This is a genomic window from Vibrio aestuarianus (genome assembly GCF_028858425.1).
GTDB classification, from domain to species: Bacteria; Pseudomonadota; Gammaproteobacteria; order Enterobacterales; family Vibrionaceae; genus Vibrio; species Vibrio aestuarianus.
Genome location: NZ_JAKNYQ010000001.1, coordinates 2,951,088 through 2,968,449 on the forward strand (window position 1 = coordinate 2,951,088; position 17,362 = coordinate 2,968,449).

16 protein-coding genes and 9 tRNA genes are annotated in these 17,362 nt (G+C 43.7%); 18 read left to right on the forward strand and 7 right to left on the reverse strand.

All coding sequences use genetic code 11. The features are described 5' to 3' along the window. Window positions 1-44: 44 nt before the first annotated feature. Together glsB and trmB are read right to left on the reverse strand one after the other, a co-directional pair. A complete protein-coding gene (gene glsB / locus MCT08_RS13415) occupies window positions 45-965 on the reverse strand; it encodes a glutaminase B (RefSeq protein WP_053308745.1) in 921 nt (306 codons plus the stop codon). Between the two features lie 195 nt (window positions 966-1,160). After that, entirely contained in the window at window positions 1,161-1,880 is a 720-nt protein-coding gene (trmB, locus tag MCT08_RS13420) for a tRNA (guanosine(46)-N7)-methyltransferase TrmB (protein ID WP_053308746.1), read from the reverse strand. Between the two features lie 175 nt (window positions 1,881-2,055). On the opposite strand from trmB, the gene mutY reads away from it, so the two are divergent. From mutY to MCT08_RS13480, 12 genes are all read left to right on the forward strand, one after another. Next, on the forward strand, window positions 2,056-3,111 hold the full coding sequence (mutY, locus tag MCT08_RS13425; RefSeq protein ID WP_261915848.1) for an A/G-specific adenine glycosylase: 1,056 nt from the start codon (window positions 2,056-2,058) through the stop codon (window positions 3,109-3,111). 20 nt (window positions 3,112-3,131) lie between these two features. Continuing rightward, window positions 3,132-3,404: an oxidative damage protection protein gene (locus MCT08_RS13430; protein ID WP_274678591.1), complete on the forward strand. Its 273-nt coding sequence runs from the start codon at window positions 3,132-3,134 to the stop codon at window positions 3,402-3,404. Window positions 3,405-3,482: 78 nt separating this feature from the next. Further along, window positions 3,483-4,613, forward strand: coding sequence for a membrane-bound lytic murein transglycosylase MltC (mltC, locus tag MCT08_RS13435; RefSeq protein ID WP_274678593.1), 1,131 nt, complete (start codon window positions 3,483-3,485; stop codon window positions 4,611-4,613). Between the two features lie 105 nt (window positions 4,614-4,718). Further along, window positions 4,719-4,794 (forward strand) — tRNA-Phe (locus MCT08_RS13440). 54 nt (window positions 4,795-4,848) lie between these two features. Then, window positions 4,849-4,924, forward strand: a tRNA-Thr gene (locus MCT08_RS13445). A 6-nt stretch (window positions 4,925-4,930) separates the two neighbouring features. Then, a tRNA-Phe gene (locus MCT08_RS13450) sits at window positions 4,931-5,006 on the forward strand. A 45-nt stretch (window positions 5,007-5,051) separates the two neighbouring features. After that, window positions 5,052-5,127, forward strand: a tRNA-Asn gene (locus MCT08_RS13455). 562 nt (window positions 5,128-5,689) lie between these two features. Continuing rightward, window positions 5,690-5,765 (forward strand) — tRNA-Phe (locus MCT08_RS13460). Window positions 5,766-5,819: 54 nt separating this feature from the next. Then, window positions 5,820-5,895, forward strand: a tRNA-Thr gene (locus MCT08_RS13465). Between the two features lie 15 nt (window positions 5,896-5,910). Further along, window positions 5,911-5,986, forward strand: a tRNA-Asn gene (locus MCT08_RS13470). Between the two features lie 35 nt (window positions 5,987-6,021). After that, window positions 6,022-6,097, forward strand: a tRNA-Thr gene (locus tag MCT08_RS13475). 29 nt (window positions 6,098-6,126) lie between these two features. Continuing rightward, window positions 6,127-6,202: transfer RNA gene (locus tag MCT08_RS13480), tRNA-Asn, on the forward strand. A gap of 100 nt (window positions 6,203-6,302) precedes the next feature. Here the strand turns inward: MCT08_RS13480 and djlA are convergent. Then, window positions 6,303-7,157, reverse strand: a complete 855-nt coding sequence (gene djlA / locus MCT08_RS13485) for a co-chaperone DjlA (protein ID WP_274673302.1) — start codon at window positions 7,155-7,157, stop codon at window positions 6,303-6,305. Window positions 7,158-7,305: 148 nt separating this feature from the next. On the opposite strand from djlA, the gene lptD reads away from it, so the two are divergent. From lptD to apaH, 6 genes are read left to right on the forward strand one after another with little or no spacing between them, the layout of a single operon-like run. Further along, window positions 7,306-9,648 carry an LPS assembly protein LptD gene (gene lptD / locus MCT08_RS13490; RefSeq protein WP_168523463.1) on the forward strand — a complete coding sequence of 781 codons (2,343 nt, stop codon included), beginning with the start codon at window positions 7,306-7,308 and terminating at the stop codon, window positions 9,646-9,648. 54 nt (window positions 9,649-9,702) lie between these two features. Next, complete coding sequence (surA, locus tag MCT08_RS13495) at window positions 9,703-10,998, forward strand: peptidylprolyl isomerase SurA (RefSeq protein ID WP_274678595.1); 1,296 nt, start codon at window positions 9,703-9,705, stop codon at window positions 10,996-10,998. After that, window positions 10,988-11,980 (forward strand): 4-hydroxythreonine-4-phosphate dehydrogenase PdxA, encoded by a 993-nt coding sequence (gene pdxA / locus MCT08_RS13500; protein WP_420911148.1) that lies wholly within the window; start codon window positions 10,988-10,990, stop codon window positions 11,978-11,980. Before surA ends, pdxA begins: the two co-directional genes overlap by 11 nt. A gap of 13 nt (window positions 11,981-11,993) precedes the next feature. After that, window positions 11,994-12,800, forward strand: coding sequence for a 16S rRNA (adenine(1518)-N(6)/adenine(1519)-N(6))-dimethyltransferase RsmA (gene rsmA, locus MCT08_RS13505; RefSeq protein WP_053308754.1), 807 nt, complete (start codon window positions 11,994-11,996; stop codon window positions 12,798-12,800). A gap of 60 nt (window positions 12,801-12,860) precedes the next feature. Beyond that, entirely contained in the window at window positions 12,861-13,241 is a 381-nt protein-coding gene (gene apaG / locus MCT08_RS13510) for a Co2+/Mg2+ efflux protein ApaG (RefSeq protein WP_274678598.1), read from the forward strand. A gap of 10 nt (window positions 13,242-13,251) precedes the next feature. Beyond that, the gene (apaH, locus tag MCT08_RS13515) at window positions 13,252-14,067 is read left to right on the forward strand and encodes a bis(5'-nucleosyl)-tetraphosphatase (symmetrical) ApaH (RefSeq protein WP_274678599.1); all 816 of its coding nucleotides are present in this window, start codon (window positions 13,252-13,254) and stop codon (window positions 14,065-14,067) included. 46 nt (window positions 14,068-14,113) lie between these two features. On the opposite strand, the gene folA is transcribed toward apaH, so the two are convergent. From folA to cgtA, 4 genes are all read right to left on the reverse strand, one after another. Continuing rightward, entirely contained in the window at window positions 14,114-14,596 is a 483-nt protein-coding gene (gene folA, locus MCT08_RS13520) for a type 3 dihydrofolate reductase (RefSeq protein WP_053308757.1), read from the reverse strand. Window positions 14,597-14,649: 53 nt separating this feature from the next. Further along, window positions 14,650-15,123 (reverse strand): threonine/serine exporter family protein, encoded by a 474-nt coding sequence (locus MCT08_RS13525; protein ID WP_274678600.1) that lies wholly within the window; start codon window positions 15,121-15,123, stop codon window positions 14,650-14,652. 1 nt (window position 15,124) lies between these two features. Beyond that, window positions 15,125-15,886 (reverse strand): threonine/serine exporter family protein, encoded by a 762-nt coding sequence (locus MCT08_RS13530; RefSeq protein ID WP_053308759.1) that lies wholly within the window; start codon window positions 15,884-15,886, stop codon window positions 15,125-15,127. 116 nt (window positions 15,887-16,002) lie between these two features. Beyond that, window positions 16,003-17,178: an Obg family GTPase CgtA gene (gene cgtA / locus MCT08_RS13535; protein WP_053308760.1), complete on the reverse strand. Its 1,176-nt coding sequence runs from the start codon at window positions 17,176-17,178 to the stop codon at window positions 16,003-16,005. Between the last annotated feature and the right edge of the window lie 184 nt (window positions 17,179-17,362).

Here is a 17,362-nt window from a genome sequence, read left to right on the forward strand (position 1 = left end):
GGCGTCATTAATGTATAAAACGGTTTGCAAACGAAAACAATGTATTAAAAGATAGAGCGGCCAATGCGTTCTGCTAATAACTCTAATGCTTTTGTCCCAGCCAGAGAGTTTCCCGACGGATCGAGCTCTGGAGACCATACAGCAATCGTCATTTCCCCCGGGACAATGGCAACAATACCACCGCCTACGCCAGACTTGCCCGGCATACCCACTCGATAAGCAAACTCTCCCGCTCCATCGTACAAACCACATGTGGCTAGTAGTGCATTAATTTGCTTGCTTTGAGTGGTCGTCACAATCGCTTCCCCCGTCTGTACCGACACACCTTTATTGGCTAGGTAGCTAAAAGTTTTCGCCAACTGGACACAACTCATTTTCAGTGCACAAGCGTGAAAATAGTTATGAAGAACCGGAATAACCTCGTTGTGAAAATTACCAAAAGAGCGCATCAGGTAGGCTATCGCGGCATTACGGTCACTGTGCATCATTTCAGAGGCAGCCACCACTTTGTCGTACACGATACTCTCTTCACCGGATAGCTGGCGCACAAATTCAAGTAAACGTTGTCGAGGCGCAGACAAGCGACTATGCAGCATATCAGCTACCACTATTGCTCCTGCATTGATAAAAGGGTTACGAGGAATACCCTGTTCCATTTCAAGCTGAATCATCGAATTAAACGCTTGGCCTGAGGGCTCTTTGCCAACACGTATCCATAACTCTTCTGGCTTATACAACATCATCGCCAATGTTAAGCTCAGTGCTTTTGAAATCGACTGAATCGAAAAACCTTGGTCTGCATCTCCCGCTTTAATCACTTCGCCTTGGTTGGTATAAACCGCAATCGCCAGTTTTTGATTCGAAACTTTCGCCAACGCAGGAATATAATTGGCGACCTTGCCGTGACCGATAAGAGGGCGAACCTCATCCAAGATGTCCGCAAGTATTGCTTGTGTCGGTTTCATTGATGACCTTACCTTCGGTGAGAAATGTACTTTCTCTATTTTTATAATGGTGATGTTTTGTAGGGCGCTAAGGCCGAAAAAGCCAACATTACTATAATGTTGGCTTTTATTTAATCGTTTATTGTAGCGAGTATGCTTAGCGGTAATGGATAACGACTAAACGCACTTCATTTGTAGTAGTGATACAAACACGCCTTATGCAATACGCTTGTATTTAATATCCCACACGCCATGACCTAAACGGTGTCCACGCGCTTCAAACTTAGTCAGTGGTCGTTCATCTGGGCGAGGAATATAGTCACCATCGGTTGCAATATTGGTAAAACCTGGCGCTTGGTTCATTATCTCAATCATATGCTCAGCATAATTTTCCCAGTCTGTCGCCATATGGAAGATACCGTCTTCCATTTTTAGTTTTTGACGTACCATTTCAGCAAATTCTAACTGTACGATACGGCGTTTATGGTGACGCTTTTTATGCCAAGGGTCTGGGAAGAACAGTTGCAAAGTATGCAGGCTGCCCGCAGGGATCATGTGCTCAAAAACTTCAACCGCATCATGACACATTACACGTAAGTTAGTGACACCCGCTTCGCGTGCAGAAGCTAAACACGCTCCAACACCTGGACTGTGTACTTCAATACCAAAGAAATTTTTCTCAGGTGCATTTTTAGCCATTTCAACTAATGAGGCACCCATACCAAAACCAATCTCCAACACTACTGGATTGTCATTGCCAAAAACAGCGCTCCAATCAAGTAATTGTGGCTGGTAATCAATACCCATTGTTGGCCAACATTCATTCATCGCAGCTTCTTGGCCTTTAGTTAATCGACCTTCACGACGAACAAAACTACGGATTCTGCGTAGGATCTTGCCTTCTTCGGTGTATTCGTTGGTGGTTACTTCACTCATTGATCTTGCCTGCACATTGATTAATCAAAGCGGGGATTATCCAAAGAATCATTCTCGGTGCAAGTGTTATCGAAATAAACTTGCTGGATAAACCCACACAGTTTGTCGGTTTTACAACTCATCATTTATGTGGTGCAATTTTGCCCCACCAAAACTATAAACTAAAGAGCACGTCGTGACACCTTTCGCTAAAGCCATTTTAAAATGGTATGACGCCTATGGGCGCAAACATTTACCGTGGCAACAGAATAAAACCGCTTACAGCGTTTGGCTGTCTGAAATTATGTTGCAGCAAACCCAGGTAACCACGGTGATCCCCTATTTCGAACGCTTTATGCAACGTTTTCCAACCGTGGTTGACTTAGCCAACGCCGAGCAAGACGAAGTTTTGCATCTGTGGACAGGGCTTGGTTATTACGCGCGCGCGCGTAACCTTCACAAAGCGGCTCAAATTGTTGCGAGTGAATATGGCGGAGAGTTTCCCCTTGATATAGAGCAAATGAATGCTCTACCGGGTATTGGCCGCTCTACAGCGGCAGCGGTACTCTCTTCGGTTTATAAGCAGCCACACGCTATTTTAGATGGCAATGTAAAACGCACATTAGCGCGCTGTTTTGCTGTAGAAGGCTGGCCGGGACAGAAAAAAGTCGAAAATTTATTGTGGCAATACGCCGAAACCAATACGCCCAGTCAAGATGTCGATAGCTACAACCAAGCTATGATGGACATGGGAGCCATGGTTTGTACTCGTAGCAAACCGAAGTGCACGCTCTGCCCAGTTGAATCCTTTTGTATCGCCAATAAGCAGGGTAACCCTCTCGATTACCCGGGTAAAAAACCCAAAACAGAAAAACCAACCAAGCAAACTTGGTTCATCATGCTCCATCATAATAATCAGGTATGGTTAGAACAGCGTCCTCAAAGCGGTATTTGGGGGGGATTATTTTGCTTTCCAGAAAACCCTAATAGCGCGATTGAAGATCAACTTGACCACAGAGCAATAAAAGAAAGTACCGTGCGTTCAATTCGTCCTTTGATCGCATTTCGTCATACATTTAGCCACTACCACTTAGACATTACGCCAATATTGGTTGAACTGTCTCAACAACCCAATATCATCATGGAAGGAAGCAAAGGTCTTTGGTATAACTTATCGCAACCAGAACAAATCGGCTTAGCTGCCCCTGTAAAGCAGCTATTAGAAAGCCTTCCATTTGAAATTAACCCTTAAAAACTTAAGAGGAAGTCATTATGAGCCGCACTGTATTTTGTGCTCGACTAAATAAAGAAGCCGACGGTTTGGATTTTCAACTTTACCCAGGCGAATTGGGTAAACGTATTTTTGATAACATATCAAAAGAAGCATGGGCGCAATGGCAGCATAAACAGACCATGCTAATCAACGAGAAAAAACTCAATATGATGGATCCAGAACATCGTAAGTTGCTCGAAACCGAGATGACCAATTTCCTATTTGAAGGAAAAGAAATCCACATTGAAGGCTATACGCCTCCAAGCAAATAAAAGTAACCTTATTTATTTCAAGGATAATCAATGACATCATAGTCGACGCTCTGATGTCATTTTTGTATTGGGAACCTAATGAGAAAGCTGACTTACTTTTTTATTGCAATGCTGCTGGCTGGCTGCAGTCGAGAATTCATAGAACGTATTTACGACGTTAACTATGAGCCCACCAACCGCTTTGCGAAAAACCTAGCGCAATTACCTGGGCAGTTTGTCAAAGATACCGCCGCCTTAGATGCGTTAATTAGCAGTTTCTCCGGTAACATCGAAAAACGCTGGGGTAGCAAAGAAATTAAAGTTGCAGGTAAAAGCAACTATGTAAAATACATCGATAATTACCTTAGCCGCTCTGAAGTTAACTTTTCTGATGGCATCATTATTGTCGAAACCGTATCCCCGACCGACCCCAAAAAGCATCTGCGTAATGCGATTATCACCACCTTATTGACGCCTGATGATCCTGCCCAAGTTGACCTTTTTTCATCACAAAACATCGAACTTAAAGGCCAGCCATTTTTGTACAACCAAGTTCTGGATCAAGACAAACAGCCAATCCAATGGTCTTGGCGCGCTAATCGATACGCTGATTATCTCATTGAAAATCAATTAAAAACGAAAAATGTAGATTTCAAAAAAGCCTATTACGTGCAAATTCCGATGGTGGTCGACCACGCATCAAAGCGTAGCTACAAGTACGCGGATATTGTGCATCGAGCATCAAAGAAATATGACATACCCGAAGATTTGATCTACGCGATCATCAAAACAGAAAGTAGTTTTAACCCTTACGCTGTCAGTTGGGCCAATGCTTACGGCTTAATGCAAGTAGTGCCTAAAACAGCAGGCCGAGATGTCTTTTCTTTGGTGAAAAAGAAACCAGGTGAACCTAGCCCTGAGTACCTATTTAACCCAGAAAATAATATTGATACCGGCACAGCCTATTTTTATATCCTCAAAAATCGCTACCTAAAGGACGTAAAGCACCCAACATCGCTCGAATACAGTATGATTTCGGCTTATAACGGCGGCACTGGCGGAGTTCTCAACACCTTCAATAAAGACAGAAAACGAGCCATGAATGACTTAAACTCACTGCAACCCAACCAAGTTTACTGGGCGCTCACTAAAAAACACCCCAATTCAGAATCAAGAAGATACTTAGAAAAAGTAACAAAGTTTAAAAAGGAATTTAACACCAGTGGTTAGCAAAGGTATTTTTGTCTAAATTCACAGCAAACAAACGTTTTTTTGAAAATATTTTAAAAAAGCAGTTGACGATTGAGAGGAAAATCCGTTTAATAGCGCTCCGTTGCCCGGATAGCTCAGTCGGTAGAGCAGAGGATTGAAAATCCTCGTGTCGGTGGTTCGATTCCGCCTCCGGGCACCACAAATTAAATTGTTGGTGCTTAACTTAAGTAACAGCAAGCAATAAATAAAGTGTGCCGACTTAGCTCAGTAGGTAGAGCAACTGACTTGTAATCAGTAGGTCACCAGTTCGACTCCGGTAGTCGGCACCATTTATTGCCTCGATAGCTCAGTCGGTAGAGCAGAGGATTGAAAATCCTCGTGTCGGTGGTTCGATTCCGCCTCGAGGCACCATTATTTGGTGCAAGTGTTTAATAAAGACATTTACACAAGAATAATTCCCCCTTAGTTCAGTCGGTAGAACGGCGGACTGTTAATCCGTATGTCGCAAGTTCAAGTCTTGCAGGGGGAGCCACTTTAAAAGCCAAGTCGCAAGACTTGGCTTTTTTGTATCTATAGATTTCATCCCATCATATATCCACCATCCATATTATCGTCCCCCTTTATTGAATAGCGACAAAACAAACCCAAGTCGGTGATGATGTTTTTTTACCCTTCCTACTTGAAGTTGTTTGGGTATAAGCGACTTAATATGATCGAAGAAAGTGGTGTACAACTTAGCCAGGTGGTTACTGAAAGTCACAATAGTACCCAAACTTTGACTTCACTCTCTAATGAACTTGAACTGTGGGTGAATAAATTCACCATAAAAAACTAGCTCTCTGTATTACAGCAATAGCTCAGCACACATCATCAAATTCAACAAAAGCATGTTTTCGACGTGCTTTTGTTTTTTCTCCTTTTAATTAAATGGCCTTATTTTATTATCTGATATCCATATCCCTACATAATCCGCTACCATTTCTTAACCTAAATGGGCAAAAACGAGTCACTAAGTATAGAAAAGCAACAAACGATATTTTTTTTGCATTTTAGTGTTGACGTTAAATGCGAAAAACCTTTTAATACACCCCGTCGCCCGGATAGCTCAGTCGGTAGAGCAGAGGATTGAAAATCCTCGTGTCGGTGGTTCGATTCCGCCTCCGGGCACCACAGTTTCTAAATTGTTGGTGCTCAGCACAGACAATAAAATTAAAGAAAATATGTGCCGACTTAGCTCAGTAGGTAGAGCAACTGACTTGTAATCAGTAGGTCACCAGTTCGACTCCGGTAGTCGGCACCATTCTTTAAAACCTGTTCCCCCTTAGTTCAGTCGGTAGAACGGCGGACTGTTAATCCGTATGTCGCAAGTTCAAGTCTTGCAGGGGGAGCCACTTTTCATCAATGAGCCATAGCTTATTGATTCGGAGCCGACTTAGCTCAGTAGGTAGAGCAACTGACTTGTAATCAGTAGGTCACCAGTTCGATTCCGGTAGTCGGCACCATTCTCTTGATGAGAGATAAAAGCATCAATTCCCCCTTAGTTCAGTCGGTAGAACGGCGGACTGTTAATCCGTATGTCGCAAGTTCAAGTCTTGCAGGGGGAGCCACCTTCCAAAGCCAAGTCGCATGACTTGGCTTTTTTCATATCTGAATCATAAAAAAAGAGCCAGTATCGACTGACTCTTAAATCTACGACTCAAACCGAGTTTATTTGAAACCTTTCACTTTTTTGATTAGGTCATAAGCATTTTGGATTTGTTGTGACTTTTCTTTCGCAACATTCATCATTTCTGGTGGTAAGCCTTTGGCCATTAGTTTATCTGGATGGTGCTCATTCATCAGCTTGCGATAAGCTCGCTTAATTTCTTTGGAGTCCGCGCTGTCGTCGACTCCTAAAACATCATAAGCGTCTGACAAGCGATCGCCTTGCGAAGCTTGCTGCCATGAACCTGATTGTTGCTGCCCTTGGTGTCCGCCAAAACCACCACCATTTTGCTGAAAGCGGAAAGCCGCTTCTTGCATACGTAAACGTTGCTCTAATTGCGCTGAAGAAAAGCCCAAACCGTTGGCTATTTTGTGCAGTACACTACGTTCACTCGGATGCAGAGAACCATCAGCAAACGCTGCGGATATTTGCAGTTCAAGGAAAAACTGCATCAAATCAAAACGGCCACCGGTTGATAAGCGCACTCGCTCAAGTACCTCATCAAGAGGAAAGTGTGGCTCTTTACCATCACGAAATGCTGCTTGTGCTGCGGCTCTTTGCTCGCCATGCAGATTCATTCGTTCCATCATCGTTGTGGCGAGTTGAATCTCTTCTTTGGTCACCTGCCCTTTGGCTTTGGCTACATGCCCCATAACCGCAAATGCAGCTTTGAAAAACTCTTCTTGTCGCTCACTTTGGCTTGGACCAGAGCCAAATGCGCCAGTTTTAAAACCCGCTTGATTTAAGCGGCGAGCCTTATCAAATTGATGCCCGAGGAATAAACCAAACATTGCGCCAAACGGCCCGCCAAACAAGAAGCCAAAAAAAGCGCCAAGAATTTTGCCAAAAATATGCATTATGTGCTCTCAATCTATGAATTTTTTAGTAGTGAAGCTGTCTGATAGTGCCGGGAGCTTCAATTTCCTTTATGATAGGAAACGTTTTATTTAACATTCGGCCATTCACATTCCGAATCAATCAAGTTCAACAGGATAGTACAACTCGATGTCATGTTTTTCCCGCACCATACTAGCCGCTTCAATTAGCGCTGCTCTTTTTGTGCCACCGACTCAAGCAGAAGCTATGTTAGACGATAGTGTGCAGGAACTGCCCGCTATAGATCAATGTTTGATCAACGAACCCGAAGCTGAAGGCGCTAATGAGCAGCCTATCAATGTTGAAGCCGATACGCTAGAAGCAGTGAATGGCGAACGCGCAAACTACAAAGGTAACGTGGTCGTCGTTCAAGGCAAAAAACGTATTTTGGCCGATACAGTGACTCTTCACCAAAAAGAAAACATTGTGGTTGCTGAGGGCAATGTAAACTTTAGTGATGGCGAAGTAAAAACCGTTTCAGACAAAGCGACCAATGATCTTAATACCGACTTAATGACGCTAGAAAACACAAAATATCAGTTTTTGTGTGAACCGGGACGCGGTGAAGCGGTTTATGTTTCAAAAACAGGCAAAGCGGTTTATGAAATTGAAGATGGTTCGATTACCTCTTGCCCCGAAGGCGATAACGCTTGGCGTTTGAAAGCATCGAGCATTGATGTTGACCAAAACGAAGAACAAGCAACGTTCTACAACCCTCGCTTTGAAATTCAAAATGTGCCGATTTTTTACCTGCCGTATTTAACCGTCCCTATTGGTGACACTCGTAAGACAGGTTTTTTATACCCAACGGTATCTTATGGCTCTAGTGATGGCTTTGAAGTCGAAGTTCCTATTTATTGGAACTTAGCAGCAAACTACGACTTAGAAACCACGTTAAAATACATGCAAGAACGTGGCACACAGTTAAACAGCAAATTTCGTTATCTGAGTGACTTCGGCAGCGGTAGCATTAAATCTGAATATTTACATGACGATAAAAAATACACTGAACAAGGAAACCGTTGGGGTTTCCAATATGAACACAGCGGTATTTTCAACCAGGTATGGAAATTTGATATTGATTACTCTCGCGTCAGTGACATTAGCTACTTTTCCGATTTAGATTCTGACATTGGTAACCGTGAGGATGGGCAGTTAATTCAAGAAGGTCAAGCTACCTATCGATCTAATAACTGGGATGGCTCTATATTAGTGCGTGACTTTCAAGTTCTTACAAATAACGGCAATCAACCTTACCGTTTAATGCCGCAGCTTGCGTTTAACTATTATGCACCAGAGCTGCTGCCCTATATGGACTTCGACTTAATCAGTCATATATCGCGCTTTGAAACTGACGCTACGGGCAAGCCCGACGCAACACGAGTACATATAGAACCCGGCATTACTATCCCTATAGCTAATACCTGGGGGACTTGGACTACTGAAGCCCGACTGTTAGGGACTTATTACCAGCAAGATCTCGATGGTGTTACAGCAAGTGAATACAAAGATCTTGAAGAAAGCGTCACTCGCGTTATACCTGAATTTCGCTCTCATGCCGGAATTGTCCTAGAAAGAAATACCGCAATCTTCGAGGACTACACACAAACTTTCGAACCACAACTCCAGTACTTGTATGTACCGAAAGAAAATCAAAACAACATTGCTAAATACGATACAACGCTGCTGCAAACCGATTACTATGGGCTTTTCCGCAGCCGCAAATACAGTGGTGTTGATGAAATAGCGGCAGCAAACCAATTTAGCTACGGCGCATCAACCCGCTTCTTTGATGAGCAATATAAAGAACGTTTGAACATCTCTTTTGGTCAAATTCTATACCTTAACAAAAGCAACCGACTGGATAGCAGTAGTAAGGAAGAGGTTAAATCCAACTACTCAGCTTGGGCGGTAGAAATGGACTTCAACTATGACGATTACCTTTTCTACCACGGTGGCGTTCAGTACGACATTGATACAAATGCGATGCAACTCGCCAACAGCACCTTAGAGTACCGTGCTGGCTCTGGATATATTCAAGCTAACTATCGTTATGTAACGAAAGAGTATATCGAAAACACCGTCGGTGATAGCGTTCCGGTAAATTCAATTACTGTCGATGGCATTTCACAGGCTGGTTTATTAGGCGGTTACCAGATTAATCGTAAATGGAATGTGAGCGGTCAGTACTTCTACGATTTAACGACCGATGAAAGCTTGGAGTGGCTGGCGAACTTAAGCTATACCTCTGATTGTTGGTATATCGGCTTTACCTATAGCAATCAGTTAAGAAGTTGGAATGGTAACTTTATCACTGACCCGGATGCTGACCCAGTTTATGAAAATAACTTTAGCCTAAACTTCGGCATTGTCGGCTTTGGTACCACCATTGGTGCAGGTTCAGGTTTAGCTGGAGTTGATAACGCTGGGAATGCTTTAGGTTATGGTCGCCCATTTACTCTAAGTAACTAATTTATTTGGCCTATGCTATCACGTAGGCTTTTCTCATCTTTGATAGGACTGCAAATGAAATTGTGGAAACACACCCTTATTGGCTTAGTTGCAACATTAAATATTGCAACCGCTTCAGCGACTCCCGTTGAGCTTGATCGCGTTGCCGTTATCGTCAATAGCGGCGTTATTTTGCAAAGCGATATTAATAGCGCCATAAAAACCCTGTACATCAATGCTAAGAAAAATAACCAAACACTTCCTGATGAAAAGGTCCTGCGCGAACAAGTGATAGAAAAGCTGGTTATCGATACCATTCAGCAACAAGAAGCTGAGCGTATTGGAGTGCGGATCGATGATAATCGCCTTAATGAAGCCATCAATGAAATTGCTCAAAATAACAACCAAACGATTGACGAACTGACAACTTCGGTTGCCGCTGAAGATTTAACTTACGCAGAATTTCGCGAACAAGTGCGCAAAGAAATTGCTGCTAGTGAAGCTCGCAATGCTCTTGTACGCCGTCGAGTCAATATTCTCCCTGCTGAAGTCGATAACCTAGCCGATATCCTTGCCCAAGAAACCAATGCGACCGTTCAGTATAAAATTGGTCATATCCAGCTACGTTTTAGTGATGACCAAGATAAAACCGTTGTTGAGAAACAAGCCGAAGAATTAGCTGAAAAACTAAACCAAGGTGCTGATTTTAGTACCATGGCTTATACCTACTCTAAAGGTCCAAAGGCACTGCAAGGTGGTGATTGGGGCTGGATGCGTAAAGAAGAAATGCCAACTATCTTTGCTGATCAAATCAAAATGCAAAATAAGGGCACTATTATTGGTCCATTTCGTAGTGGTGTTGGCTTTCATATTTTAAAAATCGAAGATGTGAAAGGCTTAGAAACCGTTGCGGTAACCGAAGTAAATGCGCGTCATATTCTGATAAAACCAACGGTTATTTTAAGTGATGATGGAGTTAAAAAAGAGCTAAATGACTTCATCCGACGCATTAATGCCGGTGAAGCAACCTTTGCCGAACTCGCTCAACAATACAGCCAAGACCCAGGTTCAGCTGCGCAAAATGGTGAATTAGGCTACCAAACACCTGACTTATACGTTCCAGAATTCAAACACCAAGTTGAAATCTTGCCAGTTGGTCAAATCAGCGAGCCCTTTAAAACAGTGCATGGCTGGCACATTGTTGAAGTACTTGATCGCCGTGAAGTTGACCGCACCGATTCTGCAATTAAAAATAAAGCCTATCGTATTCTTTTTAATCGCAAATTTAATGAAGAAGCAAGTGCTTGGCTGCAAGAGATGCGCGCCAGTGCATTTGTGGAAATCTTAAAGGATGAGCAAGATGACAATTAAGCGCATTGTTGTCACGGCTGGTGAGCCAGCAGGTATTGGTCCAGATTTAGTACTGGCGCTATCTAAAGAAAATTGGGCGCATCAACTGATTGTGTGCGCTGATAAAACGTTACTCGAACAACGTGCGCAGCAGCTTGGTATTAATGTAAAACTTGAAGATTATGACTCAAGTGCGGAACCTACTCCCCAACAAGCGGGGTCATTAGTTGTTGATCACATTCCTCTCGCAACCCCCGTTGTCGCGGGGAAGCTTGATGAAGCAAACGGTCATTATGTATTAAACACATTAGAAAGAGCCGCTTTAGGCTGTATGAATGATGAATTTGATGCTATTGTCACCGGCCCTGTGCATAAAGGGGTGATCAACCGTGCTGGCGTTGCTTTTAGTGGCCACACCGAGTTTTTTGCTGAGAAGTCAAATACACCATTAGTCGTGATGATGCTTGCAACTGAAGGATTAAGAGTGGCACTGGTGACGACTCACATTCCACTTGCGTATGTATCCAAAGCGGTTACAGAAGAGCGGTTAGAAAAAATCATTGAGATCCTACATAAGGATCTGCTGGAAAAATTTGCCATCACAGAACCGAAGATTTATGTGTGCGGATTAAATCCTCATGCAGGAGAAGATGGCTGCCTAGGTCGTGAAGAGATTGAAACCATCACGCCGACACTAGAAAAAATTCGTCAACAAGATGGCATTAATTTGATAGGCCCACTACCAGCCGACACCATCTTTAACGACAAATACTTGCAAGATGCCGACGCTGTTTTAGGCATGTATCACGACCAAGTTTTACCCGTATTAAAATACAAAGGTTTTGGTCGTTCAGTAAATATTACTCTTGGTCTACCCTTTATAAGAACATCGGTCGATCATGGCACCGCGCTCGAATTAGCAGGGAAAGGGGTTGCGGATACAGGGAGCTTTAGAACAGCACTCGCCTACGCGATTGACTTGGTAGAAAAGAAACCTAATTAATTTCGAGAAAACTATGAGAAATGATGTCCACTTAGGACACAAAGCGCGTAAACGTTTTGGTCAAAACTTCCTAAACGATCCATACATTATTGATGGTATTGTCTCTGCGATTAATCCACTACCAGGGCAAAACCTGGTTGAGATTGGTCCTGGTCTTGGTGCCATCACTGAACCTGTAGGCCGTGAAGTCGATAAATTTACGGTCATAGAGCTGGATCGTGACCTGGCCGAACGTCTCCGTAACCACCCTGAATTATCAAGTAAATTGACAATTCATGAAGGCGATGCCATGCGTTTCGACTTCACTCAATTAGTGAAGCCAAATAATAAACTGCGTATTTTTGGCAACTTGCCGTATAACATTTCAACACCGTTAATGTTCCACTTATTTGAATTTCATAAAGACATTCAAGACATGCACTTCATGTTGCAAAAAGAAGTGGTTAATCGTTTAGCTGCGGGCCCTGGTAGCAAGGCATACGGTCGTCTAACCGTTATGGCTCAGTATTTCTGCAAAGTGGTACCGGTGTTAGAAGTACCACCCACTGCATTTGTACCGCCACCAAAAGTAGATTCAGCCGTTGTACGTTTAGTACCTTATGAAGTCCTGCCGCATCCAACAACCAATATGAAGTGGTTGGAACGAGTGTGTCGTGATGGCTTTAACCAACGTCGTAAGACGGTACGTAACTGCTACAAAGGTTTAATTGAAGCGGAAACGTTAGAAGAACTTGGTGTTAACCCTGCTTTGCGCCCAGAAAACCTAACACTTGAACAGTTTGTTGCTATGGCAAACTGGTTAGACGCTAATCACGCCTAATGACGATTGAGCGATATACTTTCAATGTCTATCGCTCATCTATCAAAACAAGGAGTTAACATGGACGTATCTCAACCTTGTATCAAAATCCAAGTCCAAACTAAATACATTGCCGAACAGTCAAGTCCTGAATTACATCGCTATATATTCGCTTACCTCATCACCATCACCAACTTAAGTAAACAGCAAGTTCAACTTATGAGCCGCAGCTGGCTTATCACTGACTCTAATGGTAAGCAAATGTCGATTGAAGGCGATGGCGTCGTTGGAGAGCAACCAATTATCCAAGCCAATGATGAATACTCCTATCACAGTGGAACGGCTTTAGAGACACCAGTCGGTGTTATGCAAGGTCACTATGTCATGCTTGATCAAGATCAGAATGAATTTATCGTAGAGATAGCCCCTTTTCGTCTCGCGATCCCTAACGTTTTAAACTAATGAGGTACTCGTGGCGAATTATATCGTCGGTGATATTCAAGGCTGTTTTGATGAACTTCAGCATCTGCTTGCTACCGTAAAATTTCAACCACAACATGATACGCTTTGGCTAGCGGGTGACTTAGTCGCACGGGGGCCAAAATCATTAGAAACATTACGCTTTGTAAAAGCGCTAGGTAACTCAGCGCGCGTCGTGTTAGGTAACCATGATCTTCACTTACTCGCGGTATCTATTGGGATTCATCCGGCCAAATCTCGAGATAAAACACTGCCGATCCTTCAAGCTCATGACGCTGACGAACTATTAGAGTGGCTACGCCATCAACCACTTATGGCTGAACATCCCGAGTTTGTGATGTGTCATGCCGGTATTTCACCGCAGTGGGATCTCAATACAGCACGTGAAGCAGCAAAAGAAGTCGCCGCTGTTTTGCAAGGTGAAAACTGGCGCTGGTTGATAGAGCAGATGTATAGCAACACTCCCGATATCTGGAGTCACAAGCTGCAAGGTATCGAGCGTTATCGCTACATCATCAATGCTTATACCCGTATGCGATTTTGTTTTACGGATGGAAGGCTAGACATGGCGTGTAAGCTGCCGCCACAACAAGTTAGCGATGACGCACTCGTGCCTTGGTTTGATGTTCCTCAGCGAATTCCCTTAGATAAAACCGTCATATTTGGTCACTGGGCCGCATTGGAAGGCTACCGCAGTCAATACTGCATTGGATTGGATACTGGCTGTGTATGGGGAGGAACTCTGACCATGCTACGTTGGGAAGATCAACAATATTTCATTCAGCCAGCTTTAGCACACAAAAGCTAGCGGATAAGAACATCCGGATCACCGCTTAATGGCGATCCGGAATCTGTTATTTCTTATCGAAAATCACAAACTGCATGTTGTGTGCATTTTTTTCATCCGCTTGATACGCTTCACGATGCACTTCCTGCCACTCACTTCCCCATTCAGGAAATTGGGTATCACCCTCAACATTTAAGTCAATAAATGTGAGATATAGCTTATTGGCTTTTGGCATACAGGCTTGATAGATAGAACCCCCACCAATGATCATCACTTCATCCACATCACCCGCAACCTTGATTGCTTCATCTATGGAAGGTGCAACACATACTCCTTCAATCATCAGAGAAGCATCACGGCTGATCACGATATTATGGCGACCAGGTAGAGGACGACCAATCGACTCATAGGTTTTACGCCCCATGATCACAGGTTTACCTAAAGTACAGCGCTTAAACCACGCAAAATCAGCAGGTAAATGCCATGGCATTTGATTATCTTTACCAATAACTCGCTTGTCTGCCATCGCGGCAATCATACTGATGATCATAAAATAAGATCCTAGAGTGGAGTGAGAGAAAACGATATTCCGCTTTCAATGTTCTAAACAATGGGTTTACGGCGATAGAATAACAAGCCTGGTACCGCGAGACCAACCGCTAAGCCGGCAATAATAAACATTGCCTTCAGAAAATTAGCCATCAGCGTCGAAAACAGTTCAGGGGTGAAGCCAATATGGTTAATTTCAACCATGGCGATCATTGCTTTAAAAGCAAAGACACCAGGTACCATCGGGATTAACGCCGCAACAGTGAACACTTTGGGGTGTGCCAAAAATTTATGCGACCAATTAACGCCCACCATTCCAACAATGGTTGCGGCGAAAAAAGTCGCCCACTCAATTGGAATACCAAATTGCATCATCAAATAACGCGAGCCATGACCAATCGCGCCACCTAAAGCACAGTACTTAAGCGCAGGTACGGGCACATTGAATACCAAAGCAAAACCCACCGCAGGAATCGCTGCAAAAAACATATCATTAGCTAAGCCAATCAATAAATTCATCCAATCCATGTTACCACCCCCACACGCCAGTCAGACTCATCGCAGCCACAATCCCAAGACTAGTTGCCAAGGTGAGTAAGCTGGCCATGACAAAACGGGCAATGCCCATATTGATGTAGCCTTTGAGCATATCAGCAACCGCATTAATCAATGGAAAACCAGGCACTAACATCAATACCGAAGAAGCCATGACAATGGTCGGCTTATTACCTAATTGGTAAATGACCGCTTGAGTAGAAATGGTAGACGTAACAAATGCTGTGACCGCAAAGTTGACGAGCGGATTAAAGTGGCGATGGCCTATTTCTTGGCGAACGATCATGCCTACAGCAGAAGCAATGAAAGTCATTGCAAATACGGTCCAATCTCCGCCTGCCAAACGAGCGAATGCCGCGCATGAAAGACCGATCATCACCACCACTAACCAACGATTATAGCGCTCTGGACTTATTTGATTGAGTTTCTTCTGCGCAAGAGAATAGTCTAAAATTCCTTTCTCCATCATGATACAAATGCGCTGCACTTGAGTCACAACTCGCATGTTGATACCACGATCAGGGCAACGACGAGCGGTCGTAATACAGTGGCTATCATAAACGGTAGTCAACACTAATGAACTGGCGGAAAGTGATACTTCCACTTCACTCATTCCGCAGGCTGCGCCCATTCGACGCATAATATCACCCACTAAAGTGCTTTCAGCACCATGCGCTAATAACATCTGCCCTGCTTGGGCGACTAATCGAGAAACCGATCTCTGTTTGGATGCCATGATTCCTTTCCTAACGTCCTAAAAGTGCAACATTTTGCACGAAAATAAGTATCTGAAATTTGATTTAGACACAAAAAAGCCGCAATTGCTATTGCGGCTCAATACTTTGGACAAAATTAATCACGAACATAGATAACGTGACCGTCATCTTCTTCGTCATCCCAATCGTCCCAATCATCATCGTCATCTTCAGTAATAACGTTCTGACCACTCATTGCATCTTTATGGTAATCATCCCACATGAAGTCAACTTTTTGCGCTTCGCTTAGCTCTTCTTTTTCACGAGGTAATGTTTCCATAAAGTCAGCCAGCTCACGGCATAACTCCGCGGTGCCTTTCTTATTCACAGCCGAAATTTTGAAGTATTTACCTTCCCAAGCCAATGCTTCCAAGATCTCTTGGATCTTTTCATCCGCTTCTTCTTCCAGCATAAGATCAACTTTGTTGAACACTAACCAACGTGGTTTTTGTGCTACTTTCTCGCTGTATTGCTCGAGCTCATCAATGATAGTTAGTGCATTTTGCGCCGGATCACTTTGATCAATCGGCATGATGTCGATCATATGCAGCAACACGCGACAACGCTCTAGGTGTTTTAAGAAGCGAATACCCAAGCCAGCACCATCCGCAGCGCCTTCGATCAAGCCTGGAATATCGGCAACCACAAAACTCTTCTCAGGGACAACACTCACCACGCCTAAGCTTGGGATTAAGGTTGTAAACGGATAATCGGCAACTTTCGGTTTTGCAGCGGAAACAGAACGAATGAACGTTGACTTACCCGCATTAGGTAAACCAAGCATACCGACATCAGCAAGCAGCAATAGCTCAAGACGCAGCTCACGGACTTCACCTTTAGTACCCATCGTCTTTTGACGTGGAGCACGGTTAACCGAGGACTTAAAGCGAGTGTTTCCTAGACCGTGCCAACCGCCTTTTGCGACCATGACGGTTTTACCATGCTCAGCAACTTCACCAACCACTTCATTGGTATGGATATCAACCGCACGCGTACCGACAGGGACTTTTAGCGTAATGTCTTTACCGCGTTTACCAGTACAGTTACCACCACTACCATTTTTACCACGCTCAGCTGCGTAGAAACGCTGGAATCGGTAGTCAATTAGAGTATTAAGGTTTTCGTCAGCTTGAATGTAGACGTCACCACCATCACCGCCATCGCCACCGTCAGGGCCACCTTTCGCCACGAATTTTTCACGCCAAAAGCTAACGACACCGTTACCGCCATCGCCCGCTTCGACTTTAATTACCGCTTCATCAACGAATTTCATTTGTTACTCCGCACTATTTGCGCTGCGATATCACTGTTACACAATGATATAAATTCTAGCAGATACAGACTCAGAATCGACCTTGATCATCCTTTGTTTCACCTGCAATTGGAACACATAAGGAGAAACTCTAGCGATTAGAGTGTCTTCTTTTCTGTTCGACTGATAAATAAAAAACCCCACC